General features: G+C 74.0%; 18 protein-coding genes. 8 read left to right on the top strand and 10 right to left on the bottom strand.

Features of this window, described 5'->3' with window-relative positions; genetic code table 11:
• A partial coding sequence (locus tag AC3EVP_RS26740) for an NADP-dependent oxidoreductase (protein WP_435134016.1) occupies positions 1–804 on the bottom strand: 804 nt, incomplete at its 3' end.
• A 171-nt stretch (positions 805–975) separates the two neighbouring features.
• On the opposite strand from AC3EVP_RS26740, the gene AC3EVP_RS26735 reads away from it, so the two are divergent.
• The gene (locus tag AC3EVP_RS26735) at positions 976–1,992 is read left to right on the top strand and encodes a GlxA family transcriptional regulator (protein ID WP_435134013.1); all 1,017 of its coding nucleotides are present in this window, start codon (positions 976–978) and stop codon (positions 1,990–1,992) included.
• A gap of 9 nt (positions 1,993–2,001) precedes the next feature.
• Here AC3EVP_RS26735 and AC3EVP_RS26730 read toward each other — a convergent pair whose 3' ends face one another.
• The 4 genes from AC3EVP_RS26730 to AC3EVP_RS26715 all read right to left on the bottom strand — a co-directional run bounded on the left by AC3EVP_RS26730 (position 2,002) and on the right by AC3EVP_RS26715 (position 6,620).
• Positions 2,002–2,361 carry an STAS domain-containing protein gene (locus AC3EVP_RS26730; RefSeq protein WP_335975107.1) on the bottom strand — a complete coding sequence of 120 codons (360 nt, stop codon included), beginning with the start codon at positions 2,359–2,361 and terminating at the stop codon, positions 2,002–2,004.
• A complete protein-coding gene (locus AC3EVP_RS26725) occupies positions 2,358–3,545 on the bottom strand; it encodes a cobalamin B12-binding domain-containing protein (RefSeq protein ID WP_435134010.1) in 1,188 nt (395 codons plus the stop codon). Before AC3EVP_RS26725 ends, AC3EVP_RS26730 begins: the two co-directional genes overlap by 4 nt.
• The gene (locus AC3EVP_RS26720; RefSeq protein WP_435134007.1) at positions 3,542–5,224 is read right to left on the bottom strand and encodes a SpoIIE family protein phosphatase; all 1,683 of its coding nucleotides are present in this window, start codon (positions 5,222–5,224) and stop codon (positions 3,542–3,544) included. The genes AC3EVP_RS26725 and AC3EVP_RS26720 overlap by 4 nt, the downstream gene beginning before the upstream one ends.
• Positions 5,225–5,426: 202 nt before the next feature.
• Complete coding sequence (locus AC3EVP_RS26715; RefSeq protein ID WP_435134005.1) at positions 5,427–6,620, bottom strand: PP2C family protein-serine/threonine phosphatase; 1,194 nt, start codon at positions 6,618–6,620, stop codon at positions 5,427–5,429.
• A 97-nt stretch (positions 6,621–6,717) separates the two neighbouring features.
• Here AC3EVP_RS26715 and AC3EVP_RS26710 point away from each other — a divergent pair, with 97 nt between their 5' ends.
• Complete coding sequence (locus AC3EVP_RS26710) at positions 6,718–7,209, top strand: MarR family winged helix-turn-helix transcriptional regulator (RefSeq protein WP_335975122.1); 492 nt, start codon at positions 6,718–6,720, stop codon at positions 7,207–7,209.
• Between the two features lie 129 nt (positions 7,210–7,338).
• Here the strand turns inward: AC3EVP_RS26710 and AC3EVP_RS26705 are convergent, their stop codons facing one another.
• Positions 7,339–10,377 carry a S53 family peptidase gene (locus AC3EVP_RS26705; RefSeq protein ID WP_435134002.1) on the bottom strand — a complete coding sequence of 1,013 codons (3,039 nt, stop codon included), beginning with the start codon at positions 10,375–10,377 and terminating at the stop codon, positions 7,339–7,341.
• 467 nt (positions 10,378–10,844) lie between these two features.
• Between AC3EVP_RS26705 and AC3EVP_RS26700 the strand changes: the two genes are divergently transcribed.
• The 4 genes from AC3EVP_RS26700 to AC3EVP_RS26685 all read left to right on the top strand — a co-directional run bounded on the left by AC3EVP_RS26700 (position 10,845) and on the right by AC3EVP_RS26685 (position 14,622).
• Positions 10,845–11,561 (top strand): hypothetical protein, encoded by a 717-nt coding sequence (locus AC3EVP_RS26700; RefSeq protein WP_435133999.1) that lies wholly within the window; start codon positions 10,845–10,847, stop codon positions 11,559–11,561.
• 117 nt (positions 11,562–11,678) lie between these two features.
• Positions 11,679–12,701 (top strand): LLM class flavin-dependent oxidoreductase, encoded by a 1,023-nt coding sequence (locus AC3EVP_RS26695; protein WP_435133996.1) that lies wholly within the window; start codon positions 11,679–11,681, stop codon positions 12,699–12,701.
• A 546-nt stretch (positions 12,702–13,247) separates the two neighbouring features.
• A complete protein-coding gene (locus AC3EVP_RS26690; protein ID WP_435133993.1) occupies positions 13,248–14,090 on the top strand; it encodes a LysM peptidoglycan-binding domain-containing protein in 843 nt (280 codons plus the stop codon).
• 142 nt (positions 14,091–14,232) lie between these two features.
• On the top strand, positions 14,233–14,622 hold the full coding sequence (locus AC3EVP_RS26685) for a hypothetical protein (RefSeq protein WP_335975142.1): 390 nt from the start codon (positions 14,233–14,235) through the stop codon (positions 14,620–14,622).
• Positions 14,623–14,660: 38 nt separating this feature from the next.
• On the opposite strand, the gene AC3EVP_RS26680 is transcribed toward AC3EVP_RS26685, so the two are convergent.
• Both AC3EVP_RS26680 and AC3EVP_RS26675 read right to left on the bottom strand, forming a co-directional pair.
• Positions 14,661–15,806 carry a site-2 protease family protein gene (locus AC3EVP_RS26680; protein ID WP_435133990.1) on the bottom strand — a complete coding sequence of 382 codons (1,146 nt, stop codon included), beginning with the start codon at positions 15,804–15,806 and terminating at the stop codon, positions 14,661–14,663.
• A 101-nt stretch (positions 15,807–15,907) separates the two neighbouring features.
• Complete coding sequence (locus AC3EVP_RS26675) at positions 15,908–17,608, bottom strand: glycosyltransferase 87 family protein (protein ID WP_435133987.1); 1,701 nt, start codon at positions 17,606–17,608, stop codon at positions 15,908–15,910.
• Between the two features lie 301 nt (positions 17,609–17,909).
• On the opposite strand from AC3EVP_RS26675, the gene htpX reads away from it, so the two are divergent.
• Both htpX and AC3EVP_RS26665 read left to right on the top strand, forming a co-directional pair.
• The gene (gene htpX / locus AC3EVP_RS26670; RefSeq protein WP_435133984.1) at positions 17,910–18,812 is read left to right on the top strand and encodes a zinc metalloprotease HtpX; all 903 of its coding nucleotides are present in this window, start codon (positions 17,910–17,912) and stop codon (positions 18,810–18,812) included.
• A gap of 133 nt (positions 18,813–18,945) precedes the next feature.
• On the top strand, positions 18,946–19,422 hold the full coding sequence (locus AC3EVP_RS26665) for a hypothetical protein (RefSeq protein WP_435133982.1): 477 nt from the start codon (positions 18,946–18,948) through the stop codon (positions 19,420–19,422).
• Between the two features lie 72 nt (positions 19,423–19,494).
• Here the strand turns inward: AC3EVP_RS26665 and AC3EVP_RS26660 are convergent, their stop codons facing one another.
• Positions 19,495–20,634 carry a PP2C family protein-serine/threonine phosphatase gene (locus AC3EVP_RS26660; protein ID WP_435133979.1) on the bottom strand — a complete coding sequence of 380 codons (1,140 nt, stop codon included), beginning with the start codon at positions 20,632–20,634 and terminating at the stop codon, positions 19,495–19,497.
• Between the two features lie 397 nt (positions 20,635–21,031).
• Positions 21,032–21,637, bottom strand: a complete 606-nt coding sequence (locus AC3EVP_RS26655; RefSeq protein ID WP_435133977.1) for a TetR/AcrR family transcriptional regulator — start codon at positions 21,635–21,637, stop codon at positions 21,032–21,034.
• Positions 21,638–21,771: the final 134 nt, after the last annotated feature.

The raw sequence follows: 21,771 nt of genomic DNA, 5'->3' as shown, positions 1-21,771 counted from the left end.
GGTATGGACCCCCGCGTGGGCGGCCGCGGCCGCCAGCGCGGGGGAGACACCGCCGGGGATGGAGACGACGAGGCCGCCGGGCCTGGTCACCGCGACCGAGCGGACGTCGGTGGCGTCGGTGCCGCCGACCAGGTCGATGACGACGTCGACGGGCGCGGTGGCCTGCTCGAAGGGACCGGCGGTGTAGTCGATCGCCTCGTCCGCGCCCAGTTCCTTCAGCCAGGTGTGCCGCGGCGCGCGGGCGGTGGCGACCACCTCCGCACCGAGGTGCCGGGCGATCTGCACCGCCAGGTGCCCCACCCCGCCCGCCGCCGCGTGCACCAGGACCCGCTGCCCGGCGGTGACGCGGGCGGTGTCCACCAGGGCGTGCCAGGCGGTGAGCACCGCCAGCGGCAGCGCCGCGGCCTCGACGTGGCTGAGGGAGGCGGGCTTGCGGGCGAACTGGCGCGAGGGCGCGGTGACGTACTCCGCGTAGGCGCCGGCCGGGCGCGGGAACCACGGCATGCCGTACACCTCGTCGCCCGGTGCGAGCGTGGTGACGCCGAAGCCGACGGCCTCGACGACGCCGGAGACGTCCCAGCCGAGGATCAGCGGGAACTTCTGCAACCCGGCCATGCCCTGGCCCGCGCGCGTCTTCCAGTCCACCGGGTTGATCCCGGCGGCGTGCACCCGCACCAGCACCTCGGTCGGCAGCGGCTCGGGGCGCGCGACCCGGCCGACGGTCAGCACCTCCGGGCCGCCGAACCGGTCGACGGTCACCGCCCGCATCGTCTGCTCCCCCACGCCCATGTTCTTGCCGCTCATGTCTCTCGCGCCCCTCGTCGTTCTCTCGCAGGTCACAGGTACGGACCCGGGTCCTTGTCCCAGGTCCGGGTCCACCCGCCGGGCCCCCTGGCCTCGGTGTGCCTCAAGGTTCGCGGGGTCCGCCCCGGAGCGGTCAGTGGCCGGGGAGCCACCTGTCGTACTATTCCGGCCATGCCGCACCTCGTCGCCGTCCTCGCACTGGACCACGTCATGCCGATGGACCTGGGGATCGCCGCCCGCGTCCTCAACGAAGCCCTGGACCCGGCCGGTGAGCGCCTGTACTCGGTGCTGACCTGCTCGCTCGGCGGCGCACCGGTCCGTACGAGCGAGGGCTTCCGTGTCCTGCCCGACGAGGACGAGTCGCTGCTCGAACGCGCCGACACCGTGGTGATCGCCACCCAGGAGCCGGGCGAACACCTGCTCGCCACCGGCGAGTTGCCCGCCGACGTGGCCGCGGCCCTGGCCCGGATCGCCCCCGGGGCCCGCATCGTCAGCCTGTGCACGTCGGCGTTCCTGCTCGCGGCCGCCGGGCTGCTGGACGGCCTGCGCGCCACCACCCACTGGACCCTGTGCGACCGGCTCGCCCGGCTGTTCCCGGAGGTGGCGGTCGACCCGGACATCCTCTTCGTGGACAACGGGCGCGTGCTGACCGGCGCCGGCGGCGCGGCCGGCATCGACCTGTTCCTCCACCTCGTCCGCCGGGACCACGGCACGGCCGTGGCCAACGCGGCGGCCCGGCGGTGCGTGGTGGCGCCCTGGCGGGAGGGCGGCCAGGCGCAGTTCATCGAGCGCCCGGTGCCGAAGGAGGCCGACCGCTCCACGTCGGCCACCCGCCGCTGGGCCATGGACCACCTCGCGGAGCCGCTCACCCTCCAGGACCTGGCCCGCCACGCCCACATGAGCGAACGCACCTTCACCCGGCGCTTCCGCGCCGAGGTCGGCACGAGCCCGTTGCAGTGGCTGGTACGCAGCCGCCTGGACCATGCCCGCCACCTGCTGGAGAGCAGCGAGTTGACGGTCGCGCGGATCGCCACGGCCACCGGCTTCGTCGACCCGACCGTGCTGCGCCGGCACTTCCACGCCCGGCTGGGCCTGTCCCCGCTCGCCTACCGCAGGAGCCACCGCCCGCCGGCCACCGCGACCGCCCTACCGGTCCTCACCCACGGCGGCGGCAACAGCCCTCACTGAGCGGCCCGTTCACCGATCCGGCTGCCGCGCCGCGTCCTCGCCCCCGGTGCGGAACAGGCCGCGGACCCCGGTGATGGCCAACAACCGCTCCAGGAGCGGGGGCACGTGGTCCAGGTGGAGGCCGACTCCCGCGGCGCCGGCCGTACGGTGGACCATCAGCAGCGCCGACAGCCCCGACGAGTCGCAGAACCGCAGTTGGGCGCAGTCCAGGTGCAGGTCGCGCAGGTCCGGGTGGGTGCTGACGCAGTGGGCGGCGCGGTGCACCAGCACCTCGGCGCTGTCGTCGTCGAGGTCGCCGCAGATCCGCAGGTGGACGGCGCGCGGGCCGGCCTCGACGGTGACGGCGAAGGGGAGGTGCGGCAGGGTCACGCTGGTGCTCCGGGGGGTGGTCCGGTCGGTGCGGCCATGGCGTCGAGGGCGCGGCGGGCGCCGTCGAGCAGCCGCACGGACCGCGGGAAGTCCCGCAGTTCGGCGGCCAGGACGGTAAGGGCCGGCCGCAGGGACCGCGCCGGCACGTTCCGCGCGGTGAGGACGTCCGCGGTCCAGGTGATGAAGCCGGCGAACAGCTCGTCGTCGTCGCAGTACAGGGCCGCGGTGAGGAACTCGACGATGTGCGCGAGGTCCTCGGCGGTGCGCTCGCGCTGCTGCGCGGTGTAGGAGGCCATGGCCGGCAGGTGGGACTCCAGTTGGGCCAGCACCTCCCTGACCAGGGTCGGCTGGGCGCGGGCGACGAGCGTGTACTCCTGGTCGGCGAGGTGCGGCAGGTCGTCGATCGGCTGCCGTCCGGCGGCCAGGTCGGGCGCGGGGATGCCGTCGGCGAGCTGCCTGGCGGCGGAGCGCGCGTCGGGGGCCCAGGCGTTCGCCCCGAGCAGGCGGGCGTTTCGGCCGTCCGGGCCGAAGGCGGCGCCGCCGACGATGACCGGCAGGCCGATCGCCTGGCAGCTGGTGATCGCCGCGTGGGCGGTGGGCAGCCGGGTCGGGAGCGAGGAGGACAGCGCGACCGCGTCCGGAGCGCCGGCGTGGAGGTGGGCGATCAGGTGCGGGGTGGGCACCTGGGCGCCGAGGAAGTCGACCTGCCAGCCCCGCAGGGTGAGGACCTCCGCGAGGAGGCGGGCGGGCAGGGCGTGCCACTCGTGGTCCACGCACGCCACGGTGACCCGGCCGCGGCGGGGCGTGGCGCGCGCGGCCGGGTGGTGGGCGAGGGCGGCGATGACGCGTTCGGTGATGGCGCTCGCGGCGTGTTCCTGGGCGACGCTCAGGCGGTTGGCGGCCCATTCGGCGCCGACCTTCGTCTGGAGCGGGGCCAGCAGGTCCAGCAGGATCGCCTCGGCGTCCGCGCCCTCCTGGAGCGCGCCCAGGACGAGGGCGGCTGCCCGGTGCTCGTCCCGGTCGACCACCGCGGTCCACAGCGGGTCGCGCACCGCGCGGAACGGGTCGGGCGCGGGGCGCGCCTGCTCAGCGGGGCGCGCCTGCCCAACGGCTCCCTGCTCAGCGGCTCCCTGCTTGCCGGGCCCCTGCCCGGCGGGGTCCTGCTCGGCGGCTTCTACGGTCATACCGTGTACCTGCCCCGGGTGTGCCCGTCCACCGCACTGAGATGAGTGGTGCGGGGCGCGCCGATGGCGACCAGGGCCATGTCGTCGTGGCTGCCGTCGTGCAGCCACTGGAACGCCAGCATCTGGATGCGCTCCACGATCGCCTCCGCGGGCAGGTCGGCGCACTCCGACAGCGCCCGCTTCAGCCGCTCCTCGCCGAACATCTCGCTGCCGAGCGGGCCGCCGCGCGCCTCGGTGAACCCGTCGGTGTGCAGCAGGCAGGTCTCGCCGGGCTGGAGGACGACCTGCGCGGAGTGCGCCTCGATGGCCGGCAGGGCGCCGATCAGGGTGCCGCGGGTGGGCACCTCCTCGACGCTGCCGTCCAGGCGCACCACCAGCGGGGCGGGGTGGCCGGCCGAAGTGAGCCGCAGCCGCACCTCGTTGTCGTGCCGGCGCACCGAGCCGAGCACCATGGTGGCGAAGCGGGTGTGGTGGGAGTTGAGCAGGGAGCCGTTGAGGAGTTCGAGTATCCGCCGGTGGTCGTCGCCCAGCGGGGACAGCGCCTGGAGGGTGCTGCGGATCTTGCCGGTCAGTACGGCCGCGTCCAGGCCCTTGCCGCACACGTCGCCGAGCACCACCAGCGAGGGGTCGTCGGTGCCGGGTCCGGGGTGGACGTCGTAGAAGTCGCCGCCGACCCGCTCGTGGCTCTCCGCGGCGCGGTAGCCGCCGGCGAACTCCACGCCGTTGACGCGCTGGAGCGTGGGCGGCAGCAGTTCGCGCATGAGCGTGCGGGTGATCGCGCTCTGCTCGCTGTAGAGGCGGGCGGCGGACAGTGCGGCGCCGGCCCGGGCGGCGAACAGCCGCGCGAAGTCCTCCTCGCTCTCGCTGAACCGGGCGGGGCGGCCGGCGCGCAGCAGCACCAGCGCCCCGGCGGACACCCCGTGGCCGGGCAGGGGGGTGACGACGATCGACCCGATGGGGCCGGCGCAGCCCTCGGGCAGCAGCCAGTCGGGCAGCAGGGCGCCGTCGATCCACCGCGAGGGCAGCGGCGGGAAGCCCTGGAGCGCCTCGCTGAGCCCGGGCAGGACGGCGGGGTCGGCCGCCACCTGGCGGCGTACGGCGTCCTGGCCCGCCACGGCGGAGACGGTCAGCAGCTTGCCGCGGGAGGGGGGCGCGACGACGACGGCCGCGTCCGCGAGGTGCTCGGCGGCCAGCGTGACCGTGGCCGCCATGCAGCGGTCGGGGTTCAGCGAGGCGAGCAGGACGTTGGACGCCTCGACGAGGAAGCCGGTGCGCTCCCGCTCGGCGGCGAGGGCCTGTTCGGCGCGCCGCCGTTCGGTGCCGTCGACCATCCACCAGACGACCTCGCCGGACTCGCCCGGGGTCGGGTACGCCTCGAAGCGCCGCTCCCCGATCGGGCCGGCGGCCGGTGCGAGGGGCGTGCCCGGCCGGTCCGCGTCGCCGGGCACCCGGACGTGCGGGGCCGCCTCGGCGTGGGCCCGGGACAGCCAGGCCGGCACGGCGTCGGCCATGTTCGCGCCGGGCTCCGCTCCGCTCAGCAGCAGCCGGGCCGCGGGGTTGGCCCGCAGCACGGTGCCGGCCGGGTCGGCCACGAGGACGGGGTAGGGGGCCAGTGCCCACAGACCGGCGGTGGCGCCGGGCCCGGGCCTTGCGGCGGGAGTTCCCTCGACAGAGGTCATGAACGCCGGCTCGCACGCGGCGAGCCGCACCAACTTTCCGTAGGAGGCGAATTCATTTGCCGTGCGGCAACTATCGCTCACCCCGTACGCGATGACAACCCGCCCCCGCCCGCCGCCCGTGCGGAAAGCCGCCCGGACCTGGGGCGGTTGCCACCTGCGGCGACGCGGAAACGGTACGCGCGACGCCGCAGGCGGCCGGACGTCAGGCCCCCGCTCCCCCGTCGGGGCGGCCGGTCCAGTCCAGGCACATCACCAGGGCGTCGTCGGCCGCCGGCCCCGGACCGCGGTGGCCCAGCAGGTTCTGGAGGATCGCCCGCGGCACCTGCGAGGCGGGCAGCAGCCGCGTCTCGTTGATCGACCGCACCAGCGCCCGCAGGCTGTATTTCTCGCCGCCCGGGGAGAGCGCGTCGTAGACGCCGTCGCTGATGAACAGCAGGCGGTCGCCGGGCAGGACGGTGAACGACTGCGGCTCGTAGACGGTGTCCTCGAACATCCCCAGCGGCATCTGGGGCTCCAGCTCGACCAGGTCGACGGCACCCTCGCGCACCCGCCAGATCCGGGGCGATCCGGCGTCGATGACCTCCACGTTCCCGGTCGGCAGGTCGAAGCGCAGCAGCAGCGCCGCCAGGTACTGGTCCCCCTGGTGCTGCCCGTAGACGGCCTGGTCGGCCAGGTACGCCTGGTCGCTGAGGGACAGCCCGGCGCGGCGGGCGTTGCGCAGCGCGCTGACCGCGAGGTTGGTCAGCAGCGCGGCCTGTATGCCCTCGCCCATGCCGTTGTTCACGGTGACGTGCAGGTGGTCGGCCGAGGAGGACCAGTCGAAGCTGTCGCCGAAGATGGCGTAGGCCGGTTCGAGCTGCGCGCCGAGGGTGTACTCGGGCCGGGCGCACGCCCGGCCGGGCAGCAGCTGCCACTGCATCTCCGCGGCCAGGGTGAGCCGTTCGGCCCGGCGTGCCTGGAGGAACAGGTCGGTGTCCCGCCCGGCGACGACCAGCTCGTGCGCGAGCGCGTCCGCGCACGCCTGGAGTTCGCCGACCGTCTGTGCGGTCGGGCCCGCGCCGTCGGGGTCCGGCAGTGTGACGCTCAACACGCCCAGCCGGTCGCCGCGTACGCTGACCGGAAGGTGCACCGCCACCGCGGCGGCCGGGGCGTCGGGCACCGCGTACGGCTCCTGGGCGCCGAACGCGCGGCCCGGCGCGGTGTCGTGGACCGACAGCGGTGCACGGGTGCGCGGCAGCGCGTCCACCGGCTGGAGCCTGGTCACCGCGTAGTCCGCCATCAGCAGTTCCACCGTGTGCGCGCGGTGGCGGCGCTCGATCGTGGCGCGGATCACCTCGAAGATCTCGTGGGGCTGCGCCTCACGCAGGCGGCCTTCGACCGTCCCGGGTCTGTCCAACGCTATCGGTCCCACTTTCGTTGACATATCGTCGTCCAGGCGACTGCTGGAGCGAACAGAAGGAAAGAGCCCGAAACGGCTCACTGGGGAGTGTCACATGGACGAGGCCTCGGCCGCTGTGCGCCGGCTCGCGTCCCCTGCTGTCGGCGAGCTCGGCGAGGTGCTGGAGCTCCTGGAGATCGCGTGGGAGCGGGGCCGCCGCGACTACAGCACCGCGCCGCTGTCGGCCGCCCAGGCCCGGGTGCTGTACGTCGTCGAGCGCGAGCCCGGGATCAACCTCACCGGCCTCGGCCGGGCGCTGTCGGCCGCGGCTCCCTCCGTCACCCGGCTGTGCGACCGCCTCCAGGCGGCCGGGTTCCTGCGCCGGGCCGCGGGCGCGCAGGACCGCCGCGAGGTCGAGCTCGAGCTCACCGAGGCCGGCGCCGCCCACCTCCGGACGATCCGGCACCGCCGCGAGCAGGCCCTCGGCCGGGCGATGGGCCTGATGTCCCCCGAGGCCCGCCAGGCCCTCGTCACCGGCCTCACCGCCCTCAACGACGCCGTCAGCCCGCCGGCCCGCCCCTCCCCCCGCGCCCGCCGCGCCGTCTGACCCGACCATCCGACCCCGCCGTCAAGCCCCGCCGGCCGCGCCCGCACGCAGGCGCGCCTCCGGCCGGGTGGGCCGGGAGGCGCGCGGTGCTGCTGAGTGCTGCTGAGTGCTGCTGCGTGCTGCTGAGGGTCAGGCGTAGTAGCCGAAGAGGTCGGCGACCACGTCGACCGAGCCGGCGCTGGCGTGGAAGTCGACCTTGCCGTCGACCACCGGGACCGTCACGAGGTTGGCGATGGTCTGCCCGGCCGACCAGTTGAGGTTGGACGAGGTGGGCCGGGTCTGCCCGTCGGGCCACACCGTGAGGACGCCGCCCTTGGTCCCGTTGACGACGGTCACGTTGAGGACGACCGCCTTGGCGTTGGCCAGGGCGCCGCCGTCGGCGAGGCTGAGCGACAGCGACCCGGTGGAGGCGAGCTGCCCGGCGCTGGGCGCCCCGGTGCCGTTGCGGGTGTCGAGCAGCCGGACCGGCCCGGCCGGGTGGAAGAGGGCGCCGCCGGTATCGGCCCGGTAGTAGCCGAAGACGTCGGCCACGAAGTGGGTCGTACCGGAACTGGCGTTGTACAGGTCCACCGTGCCGTCCGCGCCGATCGGCACGACCACCAGGTTCGGTACGGACTTGCCCGCGATCCAGTTGAGGTTGGAGGAGTCGGGCCGGGTGGTGCCGCCCGGGTAGGCGATGAGGTGGCCGGAGGACGCCTCGGCGGTGGCCGTCACATTGAGGACGACGGCGGTGGCACCCGTGGCGGGCACCCCGCCCGCGCCGGCGACCTTGAGGGCCACCGTGCCGTTCGCCTTCACCGGCGTCGTCGTACCGACCCCGACCGCGGCGCGGGTGTCCAGCACCCGGGTCGGGCCCGCGGGGTAGTACGTGGCGCCGGACGACGCGGTGGAGAAGTACCCGAAGACGTCGGCGACGAAGTGCACGGTGCCGGACGAGGCGTTGACCAGGTCGACCTTGCCGTCGTCGCCCACCGGCACGATCACCAGGTTCGGGATGTTGCGCCCGGGCGTCCAGTTGAGGTTGGACGAGGTGGGCTGGGTGCCGCCGTCGGGGTACGCGATCAGGTGGCCGCCGGTGGTCTCGGCGGTGGCGGTGACGTTGAGCACGACGGAGGCGACGCCGGAGGACGGCACCGCGCCGCCCGCGCTGCCCGCGACCTGGAGGACGACCTTGGCGTTGGGCGCGACCGGGGTCGTGGTGGTCACGCCGATCTTGGCGCGGGTGTCCAGCACCCGCGCGGGGTTGACCGGGGTGAAGGTGCTCCCGACGGTCGGGGAGACGGCCTGGCACAGCGCGGCGATCGTGGTGCGCGCGTTCTGCGGCGTGCCCAGGCCGGTGGTCAGGTCGTATCCGGGGCCTGCGGTGTAGAGGCCGGCGGGCTGAAGGTTCTGGCCAGGGACGATGTTGGTGCCGTCGGTGATGTCGTGGAAGGCGCTCGACGGGAGCCGGTAGAGCGCGGGGTTGGCGAAGCCGATCGGCCCGTCGGCGGCGCAGCCGAGGTCGAGGTCGGCCTGCGCGGCCAGGGCCGCCCAGGTCGGGGAGGCGCCGCTGGTGCCGCCGATGATGTACCAGCCCGCGTCCGCCGGGTCCTTGGACGCCTCGCCCCAGTCGACGAGGTAGCCCTGGTCCGGGTCGGCCAGCGCGGCCACGTCCGGAACCTGCCGGCAGTCCTTGTCCACGCCGGCGGAGCAGGCGTCGAAGTACCCGGTCCCCCGCCGGTCGGCCTGGTAGCCGCTGGCGGCGTCCATGGCGAAGTACGACGAGACGCCGCCGCCGGTGGCGCCGCCCTCGCTGTTCCAGGCGCTCTGGGTGGCCTTGGAGCCGGTCATGGTGGTGCCGCCGACGCCCAGCACGTAGGGCTGTCCGGCGGGGTCGTCCACGGCGACGCGGCCGCCGTTCGGGTCGTCGTTGGTGCCGTCGCCGTTCCCGTCGTACCAGCAGTCGCCGGAACCGTCGTCGCCGGAGGCGGCCGTCACGGTCTGGCCCTGGGCGGCGGCCTCGGCGAAGATCTGGTTCTCGCCCTGGAGGAACGCGCTGGACTGGTCGGCGGTGCAGGCACCCCAACTGGTCGATATGACCTTGACCTTGTTGTCCGTGACCATCTTCTGGTACACGTCCAGCACGTCCTGGTCGCTCGCGGCCGCCGCGTCGGGGCCCTGGTAGACGACCAGGGACGCCTGCGGGACGAGGCCGATCAGGTCCTCGATGTCCAGGGCCGACTCCACGCCGACCTGCGAGCCGTACGCGTCGACGGTGTCGGCCGGCGCCGTCGGGCCGCCGTCCACCTTCACGGCGCTGACGGAGACCTTCGTGCCGTAGCAGGACTGGTAGGTCGCGATGTCCTTGGTGCCGTAGTTCTCCAGCTCGAAGATGCCGACGGACACGCCCGTGCCGACGTCCGGCTGGTCGGCCATGCCGTAGGCGGTGGCCAGCGAACGGGGGCTCCAGTACGCCTGGGTGTCGACGGCGCCGGCCGCGGTGAGGGCCGACTTCGCCGAGGAGCACAGGGCCGGCGTGCGGCCGGTCACGGCCGGGGCGACCGTACGGGCGCCGGTGCCGGCACTGGCGGTGGCGGTGGACGCGGCGGCCTTCCGCACCTGCGGCGACAGGTGCGGGGTGAGGTGCGCGAGCGTGTCCAGGCCGGTGACCCCGGCCACCGCGGGCGCCGCCTGGGCGGGCAGTTGCGGGGCGGCCGTGTTGACGACGCCCCTGCGGCCGTCGGCGGTACGGAAACCGGTGAAGCCGGTGTGCAGCGCCTTGGCCGCGGTGGCCAGGGTGGTGTGCACCGGCAGCGTCATGCCGTCGGCCGACAGCTTGCCCGCGGTCAGGCCCTGGGCGGCCAGGGCCGCGCGGACCTGCCGCACGGTCGCGGCGCTCGGGCCGAACCTCGGGCCGAACTCGCCGGTGGCCAGGTAGTGGTGGTACAGCGGCGAGCCCGGTGTGGACACGTCCGCGATGAACGTACGCAGCGCGGCCGGGTCCCGCGGGGCGAGCTCGACGCCCAGCTCGATCGCGGTGGCGCCGCTGGGCGCCGCCGTCCGCACGGCGCCCTTCGGCAGGTGCGGCGCCGTGCCGACCCGCTGCGGCGCAGCCGCACCGCCTCCCCCGCTGTCCGCGACGGCCGCGGGCGCGGACGCCCCGACCACCGCGAGTGCCGCCGCGGCCACGACCGGGCCGAGCACCCCCCGGCGCCGACTTACGCGCCTGGCTATCCCCATCAACGCTTCTCCTTCTTCTGCGCCTCGGCCGGCCACGCAGGCGCACTGACCACCACGCACACGGAAGTGCCCCCCGAACGGAACTCCACGCAAAGCCCCCCTTGCATGGCGGCTCGCCCACGGCGAGAGCCGACGTAGCTTTGTATCAGCTGTACGCGGCCTGTTCGTCGTTCAGACGTGCGAGTTTTACCCGCTCTTGGCCTTCTGTCGCCCGCGGGGGCCCGGCTTTGCAACTTCCGCCGGGTGGGGCGCCGTTCGCGCGGCGCCGTCGAGGCGGCGGAACCGGTTCGTTGCCGTGTGGGGGTGCCGTCACCGTCATGTCACAGGGGGCGGACAGCGGAAACCCGGGAGGGGCGGTGGGCGGTCTTGGCGGGTGTCAGTTGATCCACTGGACCGTTCGACCTTTGGGGAACCGCATGAACCGCCTGAACCGCCGCCACGTTGTCGCCGCCACCGTCCTGGGTACCGCCGCCGTGTTCCTCGCCTCGGCGTGCGGGCCGTCCGACGCGGCGTCGGACGCGGCGGGCACGGGCAAGCCGTCGGCGCCGGCCGGCAGCACCGCGTCCTCCTCGACGACGGGGGCGACGCAGCAGCCGGCGGCCTCCGCCACGACCGACGCCCCCGCCCAGCCGGTCGGCAAGGCCGGCGGCTCCACGGGCAGCACCTCCGGCGGCACCACCTCCGGCAGCAGCACCTCCGGCGGCACGGGCACCTCGCAGCGCCCGATCCGCACCCAGACCCTGCCGGACGGCAGCAAGGCCGCGATCTACCAGCTCGGCGACGAGCACTACCGCGCCGACGTCACCGCGAACGGCGAGCCGTTCGTGACGCTGGAGACGCACGGCCACGACGCGGGCATCGACGCGAACGACGAGTTCATCGTGCTGAGCCTGGACGGGCAGCTGCACGCCTGGATGGGCGGCGACAACCAGGGCCCGGGCACGTTCAAGGTGGCCGGCGACTGGACGGTCAAGGTGACGAAGGTCGGCGAGCTGCACTTCCGCGCGCAGGTCATCGGCAACGACGGCGCGGTCGACGCGACGATCGACGCCGACCAGCAGGACGTCGGCCTCGACGCCAACGGCGTCTACATCGTGCTCAGCGACGGCGGCGTGCTCAGCGCCCACGAATAAACTCCGCCGCCGCCCCGCAACGGAGTTGGGGTATTCCGCATTCCGCCGGAAGGGGGGAATCGCGGCGGCCGTTGCGGGGCGGGAATCAAACGGGGGCCGCCGGTGGTTCAAGGGCACGTGAAGAAGATTGGATTCCTCTCGTTCGGGCACTGGTCGCCGAACCCGCACTCCGGGACCCGGTCGGCCGCCGACTTCCTGCACCAGTCCATCGACCTGGCGGTCGCGGCCGAGGAACTGGGCGTGGACGGCGCCTACTTCCGGGTGCACCACTTCGCGCGGCAGGCGGGCAGCCCCTTCCCGCTGCTGTCCGCGATCGGCGCGCGCACCTCGACCATCGAGATCGGCACCGGCGTGATCGACATGCGGTACGAGAACCCGCTGTACATGGCGGAGACCGCGGGCGCGGCGGACCTAATCTCGGGCGGCCGGTTGCAGCTCGGCATCAGCCGCGGGTCACCGGAGCAGGTCATCGACGGGTGGCGGTACTTCGGCTTCGCGCCCGCGGAGGGCGAGACGGAGGCGGACATGGCCCGCCGCCACACGGAGACCTTCCTGAAGGTCATCGAGGGCGGCGGCTTCGCCCAGCCGAACCCGCGGCCGATGTTCCCCAACCCGCCGGGGCTGCTGCGCGTCGAGCCGCACTCCGAGGGCCTGCGGGACCGCGTCTGGTGGGGCTCGGGGTCGAACGCGACCGCGGAGTGGGCGGGCCGGCTGGGGATGAACCTCCAGAGCTCCACGCTGAAGGACGACGAGACGGGCGAGCCGCTGCACGTCCAGCAGCGCAAGCAGATCGAGGCGTACCGGGCGGCGTACCAGGCGGCCGGGCACAGCCGCGAGCCGCGGGTGTCGGTCAGCCGCAGCATCTTCGCGCTCACCGACGACCGGGACCGCGCGTACTTCGGGCAGGACCGCGAATCCCGCGACCAGGTCGGCATGATCGACGAGAACACCCGGGCGATCTTCGGGCGGTCGTACGCCGCGGAGCCCGAGGCGCTGGTGAAGCTGCTCGCCGAGGACGAGGCGATCCAGGCGGCGGACACGCTGCTGCTCACCGTCCCCAACCAGCTCGGCGTCGAGTACAACGCGCACGTGCTGGAGAGCATCCTGACCCACGTGGCGCCGGAGCTGGGCTGGCGCTGAGCCGGCCGGGCAGCCACCGGCGAGGCATCCGAGGACAGAAGGGCGGGCCGTTGCGGCCCGCCCTTCCGCATGCCGCCGCTCAGCAAATTCACAGGAGTGGCATAACCCGCCAAATCGCCCATAGCCCCGGCCGGGCGCACGCCCTTATGTCCGTTTCGACGCCATAAGGCAATTTAAGACCTTTTGCACGTCTAAGACATTATTAAGAATGGAACGCGCCCGCACTTTCCGCGCCCGCGTCCTCACGTCCCGTTCGTGCTTCGGCCGCTCTCACGTGATGCACAGCATAGGACGCACATCACCTACGAAGAAGCTTAGTGCATTCGCCGGCGGGCGGTGCCCGGGAAAAGCCGGGCGGACGACTCGCGGCTCACGCGGAAATCAATGCCGTCTACTAAGCGGCATAGCACTGAGGGCAATTGTGGACCCTTTTATCGGCTGCTAACAATGTGCTCGCCACAGCGCATCAATCGAATGAATTGCCGGTCGGAATGCAGAGGGGGGCCGACCACCGCCGACAAGCAATCGTGGAAGAGGTCCGCAGCCATGCCCAAGCACGCCCAGAACCGCTCGACGAAGCCGACCGACTCGCTGAGGAAGCGCCTGGTCTCCACCCGCGGCGCCGTCGTCGCCGGCACCTTCGCCGCCATCGCCTGCGCCGCGCTCGCCGGCACCGCCCAGGCCGCGGAGCCGTCCGCCGCGAAGAGCGCGCCGCAGACCGCGGACGCCACCCACTCCGGGCGCGCCGTACACAAGGTCGTCGACTACACCGTGAAGCGCGGTGACTGGCTGGCCGCGATCGCCCGTGCGCACCACACCCCGGGCGGCTGGCCCACCCTCGCGCACCTCAACAAGATCAGCAGCCCGTACGTCATCCAGCCCGGCCAGGTCCTGAAGGTCCCGACCGGCACCGGCTACACGGCGACGACCTCGTCCGGCTCGACCGCGTCCTCCAGCTCCACGAGCAGCAGCGCCGCGTCCAGCAGCACGTCGAGCAGCAGCTCCACCGCGTCCTCGACCACCGCGTCCGACGCCGCCTCGACCACCACCACCGCCACCACGACCTACCCGGACAACCTGAACGGGTGGATCAACGAGGCGCTGGCGATCATGAAGCAGAACGGCATCCCGGGCACCTACAACGGCATCTACCGCAACATCATGCGGGAGTCGTCCGGCAACCCGAACGCCATCAACAACTGGGACTCCAACGCCGCCGCGGGCACCCCGTCGAAGGGCCTGCTCCAGACCATCCAGCCGACGTTCGACGCCTACCACGTGGCCGGCACCTCGACGAACATCTACGACCCGGTCGCCAACATCGTCGCCGCGTGCAACTACGCGTACCACGTGTACGGCTCGATCGACAACGTCAACGGCCCCTACTAAGCCGCTGACCGGAGCCGTCCCCACCGCTCCTCCCGCCCCGGCCCGCCGCCCCTCACCGGGCGGCGGGCCGGGGCGTCCACGCGCCCGCGCTACCCTGCTGCCTTGACCCGCCGGACCCCGGCGGGCGGAGGGGGGACGTGTGATGGGTACGCAGCGGGCCGCGACGTTCCTGGCCGCCACCGCGCTCCTCGCCGGGGGCGCGCTCGCCGCGGGCGCCGCCCCGGCCGCCGCCGCGACCCCGCGGTTCGAGGGCACCGACACCATCCCCGTCGACGGGTGCGCCGTCGTGCAGGAGATCGAGCTCCAGGGCTCCCCCGCCCACGACTACATGCGCTGGGAGACCGTGGGCGACTCCACGGGCTGCTCCGTCTGGATACAGGACGACGCGGACGCGAGCGCCGACGTGATCGAGTCCCAGCAGATCGCCACCGCCGGCTACCACCACAGCGCCTGGTACTACGACGGGCCCGGCCACCTGATGGCGGTCTGCGTCCGCCTCGGCTCCACCTCCGCCTGCGGCCCGACGAACTAGCCGGGCCCCGACGCCCGGGCGCGGGCCCGGCCGCAGGCTCAGTGGCTGTGGACGCTCGGCGGCCAGGCCGGCGGGTGGGGGCGCCGGCGGGCGAGGGCGATGAGGTCCTCCACGGTGATCATCCCGACGACGTGCCGGTCCGCCATGACCAGGATCGGGCGGCCCGCGGTGGTGACCGCGTGGTCCAGGACGTCGGTGACCTGCTCGTCGGGCCCGGCCAGGGTGCAGGTGTCCAGGGGCGCGGCGATGTCGCGGACCTTGACCTCCTCGCGCCGGGCCGGCGGCACCGAGCGCAGCGCGGCAAGCGTGACCACGCCGCTGGAGCGGCCGTCGAAGTCGGTGACCGGCACCACGGGCTGGCCCGCGGCGCGCGGCACCGTCTCGGCGACGAAGCGGTCCACGGTCTGCCAGTCCTGGCCGGTGGCCGCCGGCCGCATCGCGTCGGACGCCCGCAGCCCGCGCACCGCCTCGAACAGCATGCTCCTGCGCACTTCGGAGAAGGCGGCCAGCAGCACGAACAGGCCGACCAGCGCGAGCCACAGCCCCGCGGTGCCGCCGGTCAGGAACTCCAGCCAGCCGCCCGCCACCATCAGCGCACCGGCCACCTGGCCGCAGCGCGCGGCGATCCGGGCGGCCTGCTCGCGGTCGCCGCGCAGCCGCCAGACCACGGCCTGGAGCACCCGGCCGCCGTCCAGCGGCGCGGCCGGGATCAGGTTGAACCCGGCGAGCAGGACGTTCGCCCAGCCGGTCCAGGCCAGCAGCGCGGCCGGCAGCGTCCAGTGCAGCACGCCGCCGGTCAGCGCCGCCGCGCCCAGGCCGACCGCGCCCAGCAGCAGGCTCGTCAGGGGGCCCGCCGCGGCGATGCGGCCGGCGTCGCGCGCCTTGCCGGCCGTCCCCATCCGGGTCACCCCGCCGAGCGCGAAGACCGTGACGTCCTCCACCTCGACCCCGGCCCGGCGGGCGACCAGCGCGTGCGCCGCCTCATGGGCGACCAGGCTCACCGTCAGCAGCAGCGCGCCGACCACGGCCAGCGCGTCGTAGATCCCGTGGGAGTGGCCGGGCGCCCAGGCCGGCAGCACACCGGAGGCGAGTTCGACGCTCAGGATGACGATCAGCAGCGGCGCGCTCCAGTGCACCCTAAGCGGCACACCCGCGACCCGGCCCAGCGGTGGCGATCCGTTCATCGCACCTCCCACACCCGTGCCCGGCAGGCGTACCCGCCACCGGGCGGGCTCCGCCTCACCCTCCAGTCTGCTCCCGTACGGGCGCGGCCGGGATACCGCTGCTACGACCCCTCGTCCGCGGCGGGCCGCGGGGTCTCCCGGGCGGCGGGCAGGAAGGTGAACACCCAGGTCCGGTACGCCCAGAAGCGGAACGCGGTGGCCAGCGCGATGCCCACGACCTTGCCGGTGCTGCTGCGCAGCGGGCTGCTCCAGCCGAGCCCGCGGGTCTCGCCGTAGAAGACACCGTTCTCGATGGCGGCGCCGACCACGCTGAAGGCGAGGAAGAGGGTGATCCGGCGCAGCCGGCGGCGCGGGTCGCAGTCGCGGTAGGTGAAGAAGCGCAGGCCCACGTAGTTGAACGCGATGGCGGCCAGCGTGGCGATCGCCCCGGCCTGCACCACCAGCAGGGAGGTGTAGTGCCGCAGCAGGTTGTACACGCCGAGGTTGACCAGGACGCCGGCCGCGCCCACCGCGCAGAACCGGACCGCCTCCCGGGCCAGCCCGCCGCGCGGCGCCCCAGCCGGTTCGGTGCGTGCCCCGCGGCCGAAGCCCGGCCGCTTCAGCCGCGCCACCGACCAGCCCGGCGTCACGGCCGCGGCGGTGGCGAGGAAGGCGACCCCGGCCAGCGGGTAGAGCGCGGCGACCAGTATCTGCGCCGCGTTCTCCCGGAGCTCGGGGCTGCCCGGGCCGTGCGGCAGCATCCACATGGCGGCGCAGCAGAACGCCACCACGCAGGCCGCCGCGCCCGCGTACCAGCCGGGCGTGCGCCGCTGGAGCGCCTCGTAGCAGACCAGGACCACCAGCGGCACGTCCCACACCCAGTGGTGGGTCCAGCTGATCGGGCTGACCAGGAGTGAGGTGACGCCGGCGGCCACCACGGCCCAGGCGGTGCCGCGGGGCAGGCGCGGACCCGCCGCCAGGGCCGCGACGGCGACGGCGGTGCCGAGGGCGGCGACCAGCACCGCGAGAACGAGCCAGACGGCAGTGGGGTGCGGGGTGTGCTGGGCGCGGGCGACGATGCCGCGGACGGACTGGTTGGCGACGTTCACCGCGGACCCGGACCGGCCGGGGGCGAAGGCGCAGTCGGTCCAGTAGCGCAGCGAGTCGTGCGGCAGCGCCGCGGCGGCCAGCAGCGTGGCGCTGCCGAAGGTGCCGGCGGCGGTGAGGAGGCGGCGCAGCCAGCAGGTGCCCTGCCCGCGGGTGGCGACGGCCGCCCCGGCGAGCACCACCAGGAACAGCAGCGGGGTGACCTTGATCGCCGCCGCCAGTCCGGTGCCGGCCCCGGCGAGGCGGTTTTCGGGGCGGCGGGTGAAATCCCACAGCACCAGGCAGACCAGCAGGATGTTGACCTGGCCGTAGCGGAGGGTGGACCAGACCGGTTCGCTCCACACCGCCCCCGCGGCCGTGCCCAGCACCGCGGCCGCACCCGGGCGGCGGCGCAGCACCAGCCGCAGCGACAGCGCGGCGAGCACCACCGTCAGCAGCAGGTTCCCCGCGGTGACGGCGGTGCGCATGGGGGCGACGCCGAGCCAGGTCAGCGGCACGAACAGCATCCCGGCGAAGGGCGGGTAGGTCATCGGCAGCATCGCGGGGGTGGCGCGCATCGCGTACAGGTCGCCGCCGGCCCGTACGGTCTGGCCCGCCGCGCGGTAGACCATGACGTCGATGAGCGAGACGTGTGCCGCGCGCTGGGCGACCCAGACGGCGGCGAACGACAGGGCGCACAGGGCGGCCGCCCACCTCACCCGCAGCGGAAGGACCATGAACGCGATGCCCGCCTCTCGACGCCTCCCGCCAGCCCGGCTGCTGACGCTCCCTCAGCATGGGATACGGAACCGGCCGCGCCGCGCGGACGCCCCCGCCGGCCGGTGCGCGACACACGGGCAGGCGCCGCCCGGACGGGTTGCGCGGCCGCGCCGGGCCCTCGGTGCGTGGGTGCTGGGACGCACCGTGCCGCTTCGGCGCCCAGCACAGGGGCGATGACCTGCTGGTTTCCTCCCGTCGGGGGCTGCGGCGGAGCACACTGGAATGGGCGGGGGGCGAGTGGAGAGGCGGTGACCGGTCGTGCGTTCCCGGTTCGCGCCCGACTGGCGGCTCACGGTCCGGATGGTGACCGTGCTCTTCCTGCTGGGCCTGGTGTTCGTGGCGTTCGTCGCGGTGCTCGTCGCCCTGCTGAAGTCCGTGGTGGTCGTGGTGGTGATCGCGGCCGGGGTGCTGGCGGCGCAGTACTGGTTCTCCGACCGGATCGCGCTGTTCGCGATGCACGCCCACGAGGTCACCCCGCAGGAGCAGCCGGAACTGCACGGCGCGGTCGACCGGCTGTGCGCGCTGGCCGACATGCCGAAGCCGCAGGTGGCGGTCTCCGAGATGGACCTGCCGAACGCCTTCGCCACCGGCCGCAACGCCGACCACGCCGTGGTGTGCGTGACCACCGGCCTGCTGCGGCGGCTGGAACCCGGTGAGCTGGACGGGGTGCTCGCACACGAGCTGTCGCACGTCGCGCACCGGGATGTCGCGGTGATCACCCTCGCGTCGTTCCTGGGTGTGCTCGCCGGGCTGATGGTGCGTTTCGCCTTCTACTCGGAGCTGTTCGGCCGGGGCCGGCGGGACCAGAACACCCTGCTGATGCTCACCTTGATCATGGCGGTGTCGGTGGTGGTGTACTCGCTGAGCTTCCTGCTGATCCGCGCGCTGTCGCGCTACCGCGAGCTGGCGGCCGACCGCAGCGCCGCCGAGCTGACCGGCCGCCCGTCGGACCTGGCGTCCGCGCTGGTCAAGGTGAGCGGCACCATCGCCCGTATCCCCAGCGAGGACCTGCGGACCGCGCGGGCGTTCAACGCGTTCTTCTTCACCCCCGCGCTGAAGGAGGGCTCGCCGCTGGCGGCCGTGTTCTCCACGCACCCCAGCCTGGAGCGCCGGCTCGCGGCCCTCGCGAAGCTGTCCACGGAGCTGGGCCTGCACGCCTGAGCGGCGGCCGTCCCACCCGGACCGCCGGGGCCGGGCCCGCGCAGTACGGTGGAAAAGCGGTGCCGACCGCGAGTCGGCGCGCAGGGAGGCCCACGGTGGCGCCGGTGCAGGCCGGAAGCGAGGTACTCGGACGATGGAAGCCGACCGTATCGACCGCATGGTCGACCGACTGCGTGCGCGGGACGTCATGGCCCATCGAACCGAGACCGGGGTGTACAGCTACGGCATTCGCGTCGTCCTCGGGGACGGCAGCGAGGCCCTGTGGACGCCGGGCGGACCCGCCGGGCTCGACGCCCAGGTGCTCCGCGACGGTGTGCTCATCGGCTCCATCCCGCACATCCCCGGGTCGGAGCGGTTCACCGACGAGGAGGCGGTCGAGGCGATCGCCACCGCCCGCTACCGCGAGGACGGGCTCTATCCGGCCGACCGCGAGGAGAGCGGGTCCGGCGGCCCGCAGCGTGCGGGCGGCCCTGAGCGGGACGCCCCGAACACGGCGCCGCCGGGCGGCGGGGGTCCCGGCGGGGGCCGCGCGCGGTCGGGTACGGCGCCCTCGCCCGCGGGCCCGCCGCGCCATCCGTGGCTGCGGCCCGGGCACGGCCGCCCCCGCTGAGGCGGCCGGTACGGCGGGGGGTGTCGTACGGCGCGGGGCCGGCGTACGGCGGGGGTGTCGTACGCCGGGTGCCTACAGCGCCGGGCCGCCGGCCGGGGTGTCCGCCGGGCCGGTACGGGTGATGGCGAGCAGCGCGGCGTCGTCGGCGAGGCGACCGCCGGTGTGGTGGAGCAGGTCGTCACGCAGGTGATCCAGCAGGTCTTCCGGGGACAGGGCGGGCGGGAAGGCCGCCACGCGCTCGGCGAGCGGGTAGAAGACGCCCTGCCCGGAGCGGGCCTCGATCAGCCCGTCGGTGTAGAGCAGGAGCGTGTCGCCGTCGCCGTACGGCAGCTCGTCGGCGTGCACGCCCGCCATCGGCAGCAGGCCGGCGCCCAGGGGCGGCACGGGCGCGGTGCACTCGGGCGTGCCGATCCGGCCGTCGGCGCCGATCACCAGCGGCGGCGGGTGGCCGCAGCTGGCCACGCGGACCGGGCCGCCGCTGTCGGGGAGCTCCAGCAGCAGCGCGGTGATGAAGTGCTCGCCCGGGTCCTCCCGGCTCTCCGCGACCTCCTCCATGTCGCGGATGACCCGCTCCTCCAGCGCCGCCACCAGCCCGGGCAGCGTGTCGCAGTACCGCGCCGTCTCCCGGAACGCGCCGAGCACCGCCGACGCCTCCCCGATCGCGGGCAGCCCCTTGCCGCGCACGTCCCCGATCATCACCCGGGTCAGGTCCGGGCGTCTGCGGGTGACGGCGAACAGGTCGCCGCCCATCTGCGCGTCGTCCTCGGCGGCGAGGTAGCGCCAGGCGATGCGCAGCGGCCCGACCTGCTCCGGCGGCGGCCGCAGCAGCACCCGCTGCGCGGTCTCGGCCACCAGCCGGACCCGGCTGAGCTGGCGGCTGCGGCCTTCGCGGACGTAGCTGAAGAAGACCAGCAGGATCGACAGCACGACCAGCGCGACCAGCTGCCACACCCGCGGCTGCGTGCCCGACTCGCCGGTCACCGCCGCGACGAGCAGCTGCCCGCCCACCGCGAAGAGCGCGATCAGCGCGGTGCGCCACGGCCCGGCGAACGACGCGGTCAGCGCGGGCGCGACCACCAGCAGCGGGCTGAGGAACACCTCCCGGGGCGAGACGGTGTCCGCGACGGTGATGACGACCACGAGGGCGAGCGGGATCACGATCGCCAGCGGCGGTGTCCGCTCCGTCAGGTCGTCCAGCCGCCGCAGGTCCATACGGCAGATTTTAGGTCCGAACAGCACATAAGGTACGCCCGAGCCGCTCTCCCTTCCCCGCGGGCGCCGCAGCCCGCCACTCCGTACGCGCCCTGCCGGGCCGCGGTCCCGTACGCGAAGCGGCCGACCGTCCGGAAGCCGGCGGGTGTCACCGGGGGGCGCCGCGTGCACATGCAGCCCGCCGTGCACACGTGTATTGACCACGAGCGTTGTTGACAGTGACAGGGGCGATCGTCGGGGCGCTGGCCGCGCCGTACTCCGCCAGGCGATTGGTGGTCCTGCCCGTGAGCCGCGAGACGTATTCCGCCCAGGTGATCCAGAAGGTGGCGTACCGCAGTCGTTCTCGGCGGACTTCATGAGCCGATGATTTGCGGCCGTGGCCGAGGGGTAGCGAGGCTCATCCGCCGGAGGTGAGGGCCTGCCAGCCGTTCTCAAGGAGATCGAAGGCGGCGGTGATCGCCTGGCGGGGGTCGTCGTGTTCGCGGGCCGCGCGGGGCGCTTCGAGGGCGAAGCAGGCCAGGGCGGTGCAACTGGGATCGTCGGCCGGCCGGCCGCTCTCCTCGGCGATGACCTGGGCCAGGGCGGCGGTGTGGCGCAGCCACATGCCCTGTGAGTAGTCACGCAGGGCCGGCGTGCTGTTCACGAGGTCGAGGTAGGCGGTGAAACGGGCGTCGCTGCCTGCCGTGGCCATGCGAGAGCGCAACGCGTGCTCGCGCAGTGCCGCGGGGATCGACTGACCCTTGGGGCGCTCGCGTACGGCTGCGAGCAGGTGCGCCTCCCGGTCCGCGTCTTCGTCGAAGACGAGGGCTTCCTTGACCGGGAAGTGCTTGAACAGCGTGGTGGTGGACACATCTGCGGCTTCGGCGATCTCACGGATGCCGACGTCGTCGTAGCCGCGCTCCAGGAACAGGCGCAGCGCGGCATCGGCGATGGCCTGGTGGGTGGCGGCCTTCTTGCGCTCGCGGCGCCCCACTGGTGCGGAGCCGTTCTCGGTGTTGCTCATGCTCAGACTCTACCCCGCCGGGTTGCCCGGTTATAAAAGTTGTGCGGTTGCACTTATTGAACCGTTGTGCTCTTCTGGAGTGGTCGCCGTGGGGCCACAGCCCCGCGGCCCTCTCTCTTGCGCTTCTCTTTCCG

The organism is Actinacidiphila sp. bgisy144 (assembly GCF_057708105.1).
The sequence above is the reverse complement of the archived record's forward strand: the minus strand, read 5'-3'. Positions and strand labels throughout refer to the sequence as shown.

What these genes read in the sequence shown, in the direction of transcription:
- AC3EVP_RS26735 (WP_435134013.1), top strand. Translation starts at nt 976, where the DNA reads ATGCCGCACCTCGTCGCCGTCCTCGCACTGGACCACGTCATGCCGATG.
- AC3EVP_RS26725 (WP_435134010.1), bottom strand. Translation starts at nt 3,545, where the DNA reads ATGACCGTAGAAGCCGCCGAGCAGGACCCCGCCGGGCAGGGGCCCGGC.
- AC3EVP_RS26720 (WP_435134007.1), bottom strand. Translation starts at nt 5,224, where the DNA reads ATGACCTCTGTCGAGGGAACTCCCGCCGCAAGGCCCGGGCCCGGCGCC.
- AC3EVP_RS26710 (WP_335975122.1), top strand. Translation starts at nt 6,718, where the DNA reads ATGGACGAGGCCTCGGCCGCTGTGCGCCGGCTCGCGTCCCCTGCTGTC.
- AC3EVP_RS26700 (WP_435133999.1), top strand. Translation starts at nt 10,845, where the DNA reads ATGAACCGCCTGAACCGCCGCCACGTTGTCGCCGCCACCGTCCTGGGT.
- AC3EVP_RS26690 (WP_435133993.1), top strand. Translation starts at nt 13,248, where the DNA reads ATGCCCAAGCACGCCCAGAACCGCTCGACGAAGCCGACCGACTCGCTG.
- AC3EVP_RS26685 (WP_335975142.1), top strand. Translation starts at nt 14,233, where the DNA reads ATGGGTACGCAGCGGGCCGCGACGTTCCTGGCCGCCACCGCGCTCCTC.
- AC3EVP_RS26680 (WP_435133990.1), bottom strand. Translation starts at nt 15,806, where the DNA reads ATGAACGGATCGCCACCGCTGGGCCGGGTCGCGGGTGTGCCGCTTAGG.
- AC3EVP_RS26675 (WP_435133987.1), bottom strand. Translation starts at nt 17,608, where the DNA reads ATGGTCCTTCCGCTGCGGGTGAGGTGGGCGGCCGCCCTGTGCGCCCTG.
- AC3EVP_RS26665 (WP_435133982.1), top strand. Translation starts at nt 18,946, where the DNA reads ATGGAAGCCGACCGTATCGACCGCATGGTCGACCGACTGCGTGCGCGG.
- AC3EVP_RS26660 (WP_435133979.1), bottom strand. Translation starts at nt 20,634, where the DNA reads ATGGACCTGCGGCGGCTGGACGACCTGACGGAGCGGACACCGCCGCTG.
- AC3EVP_RS26655 (WP_435133977.1), bottom strand. Translation starts at nt 21,637, where the DNA reads ATGAGCAACACCGAGAACGGCTCCGCACCAGTGGGGCGCCGCGAGCGC.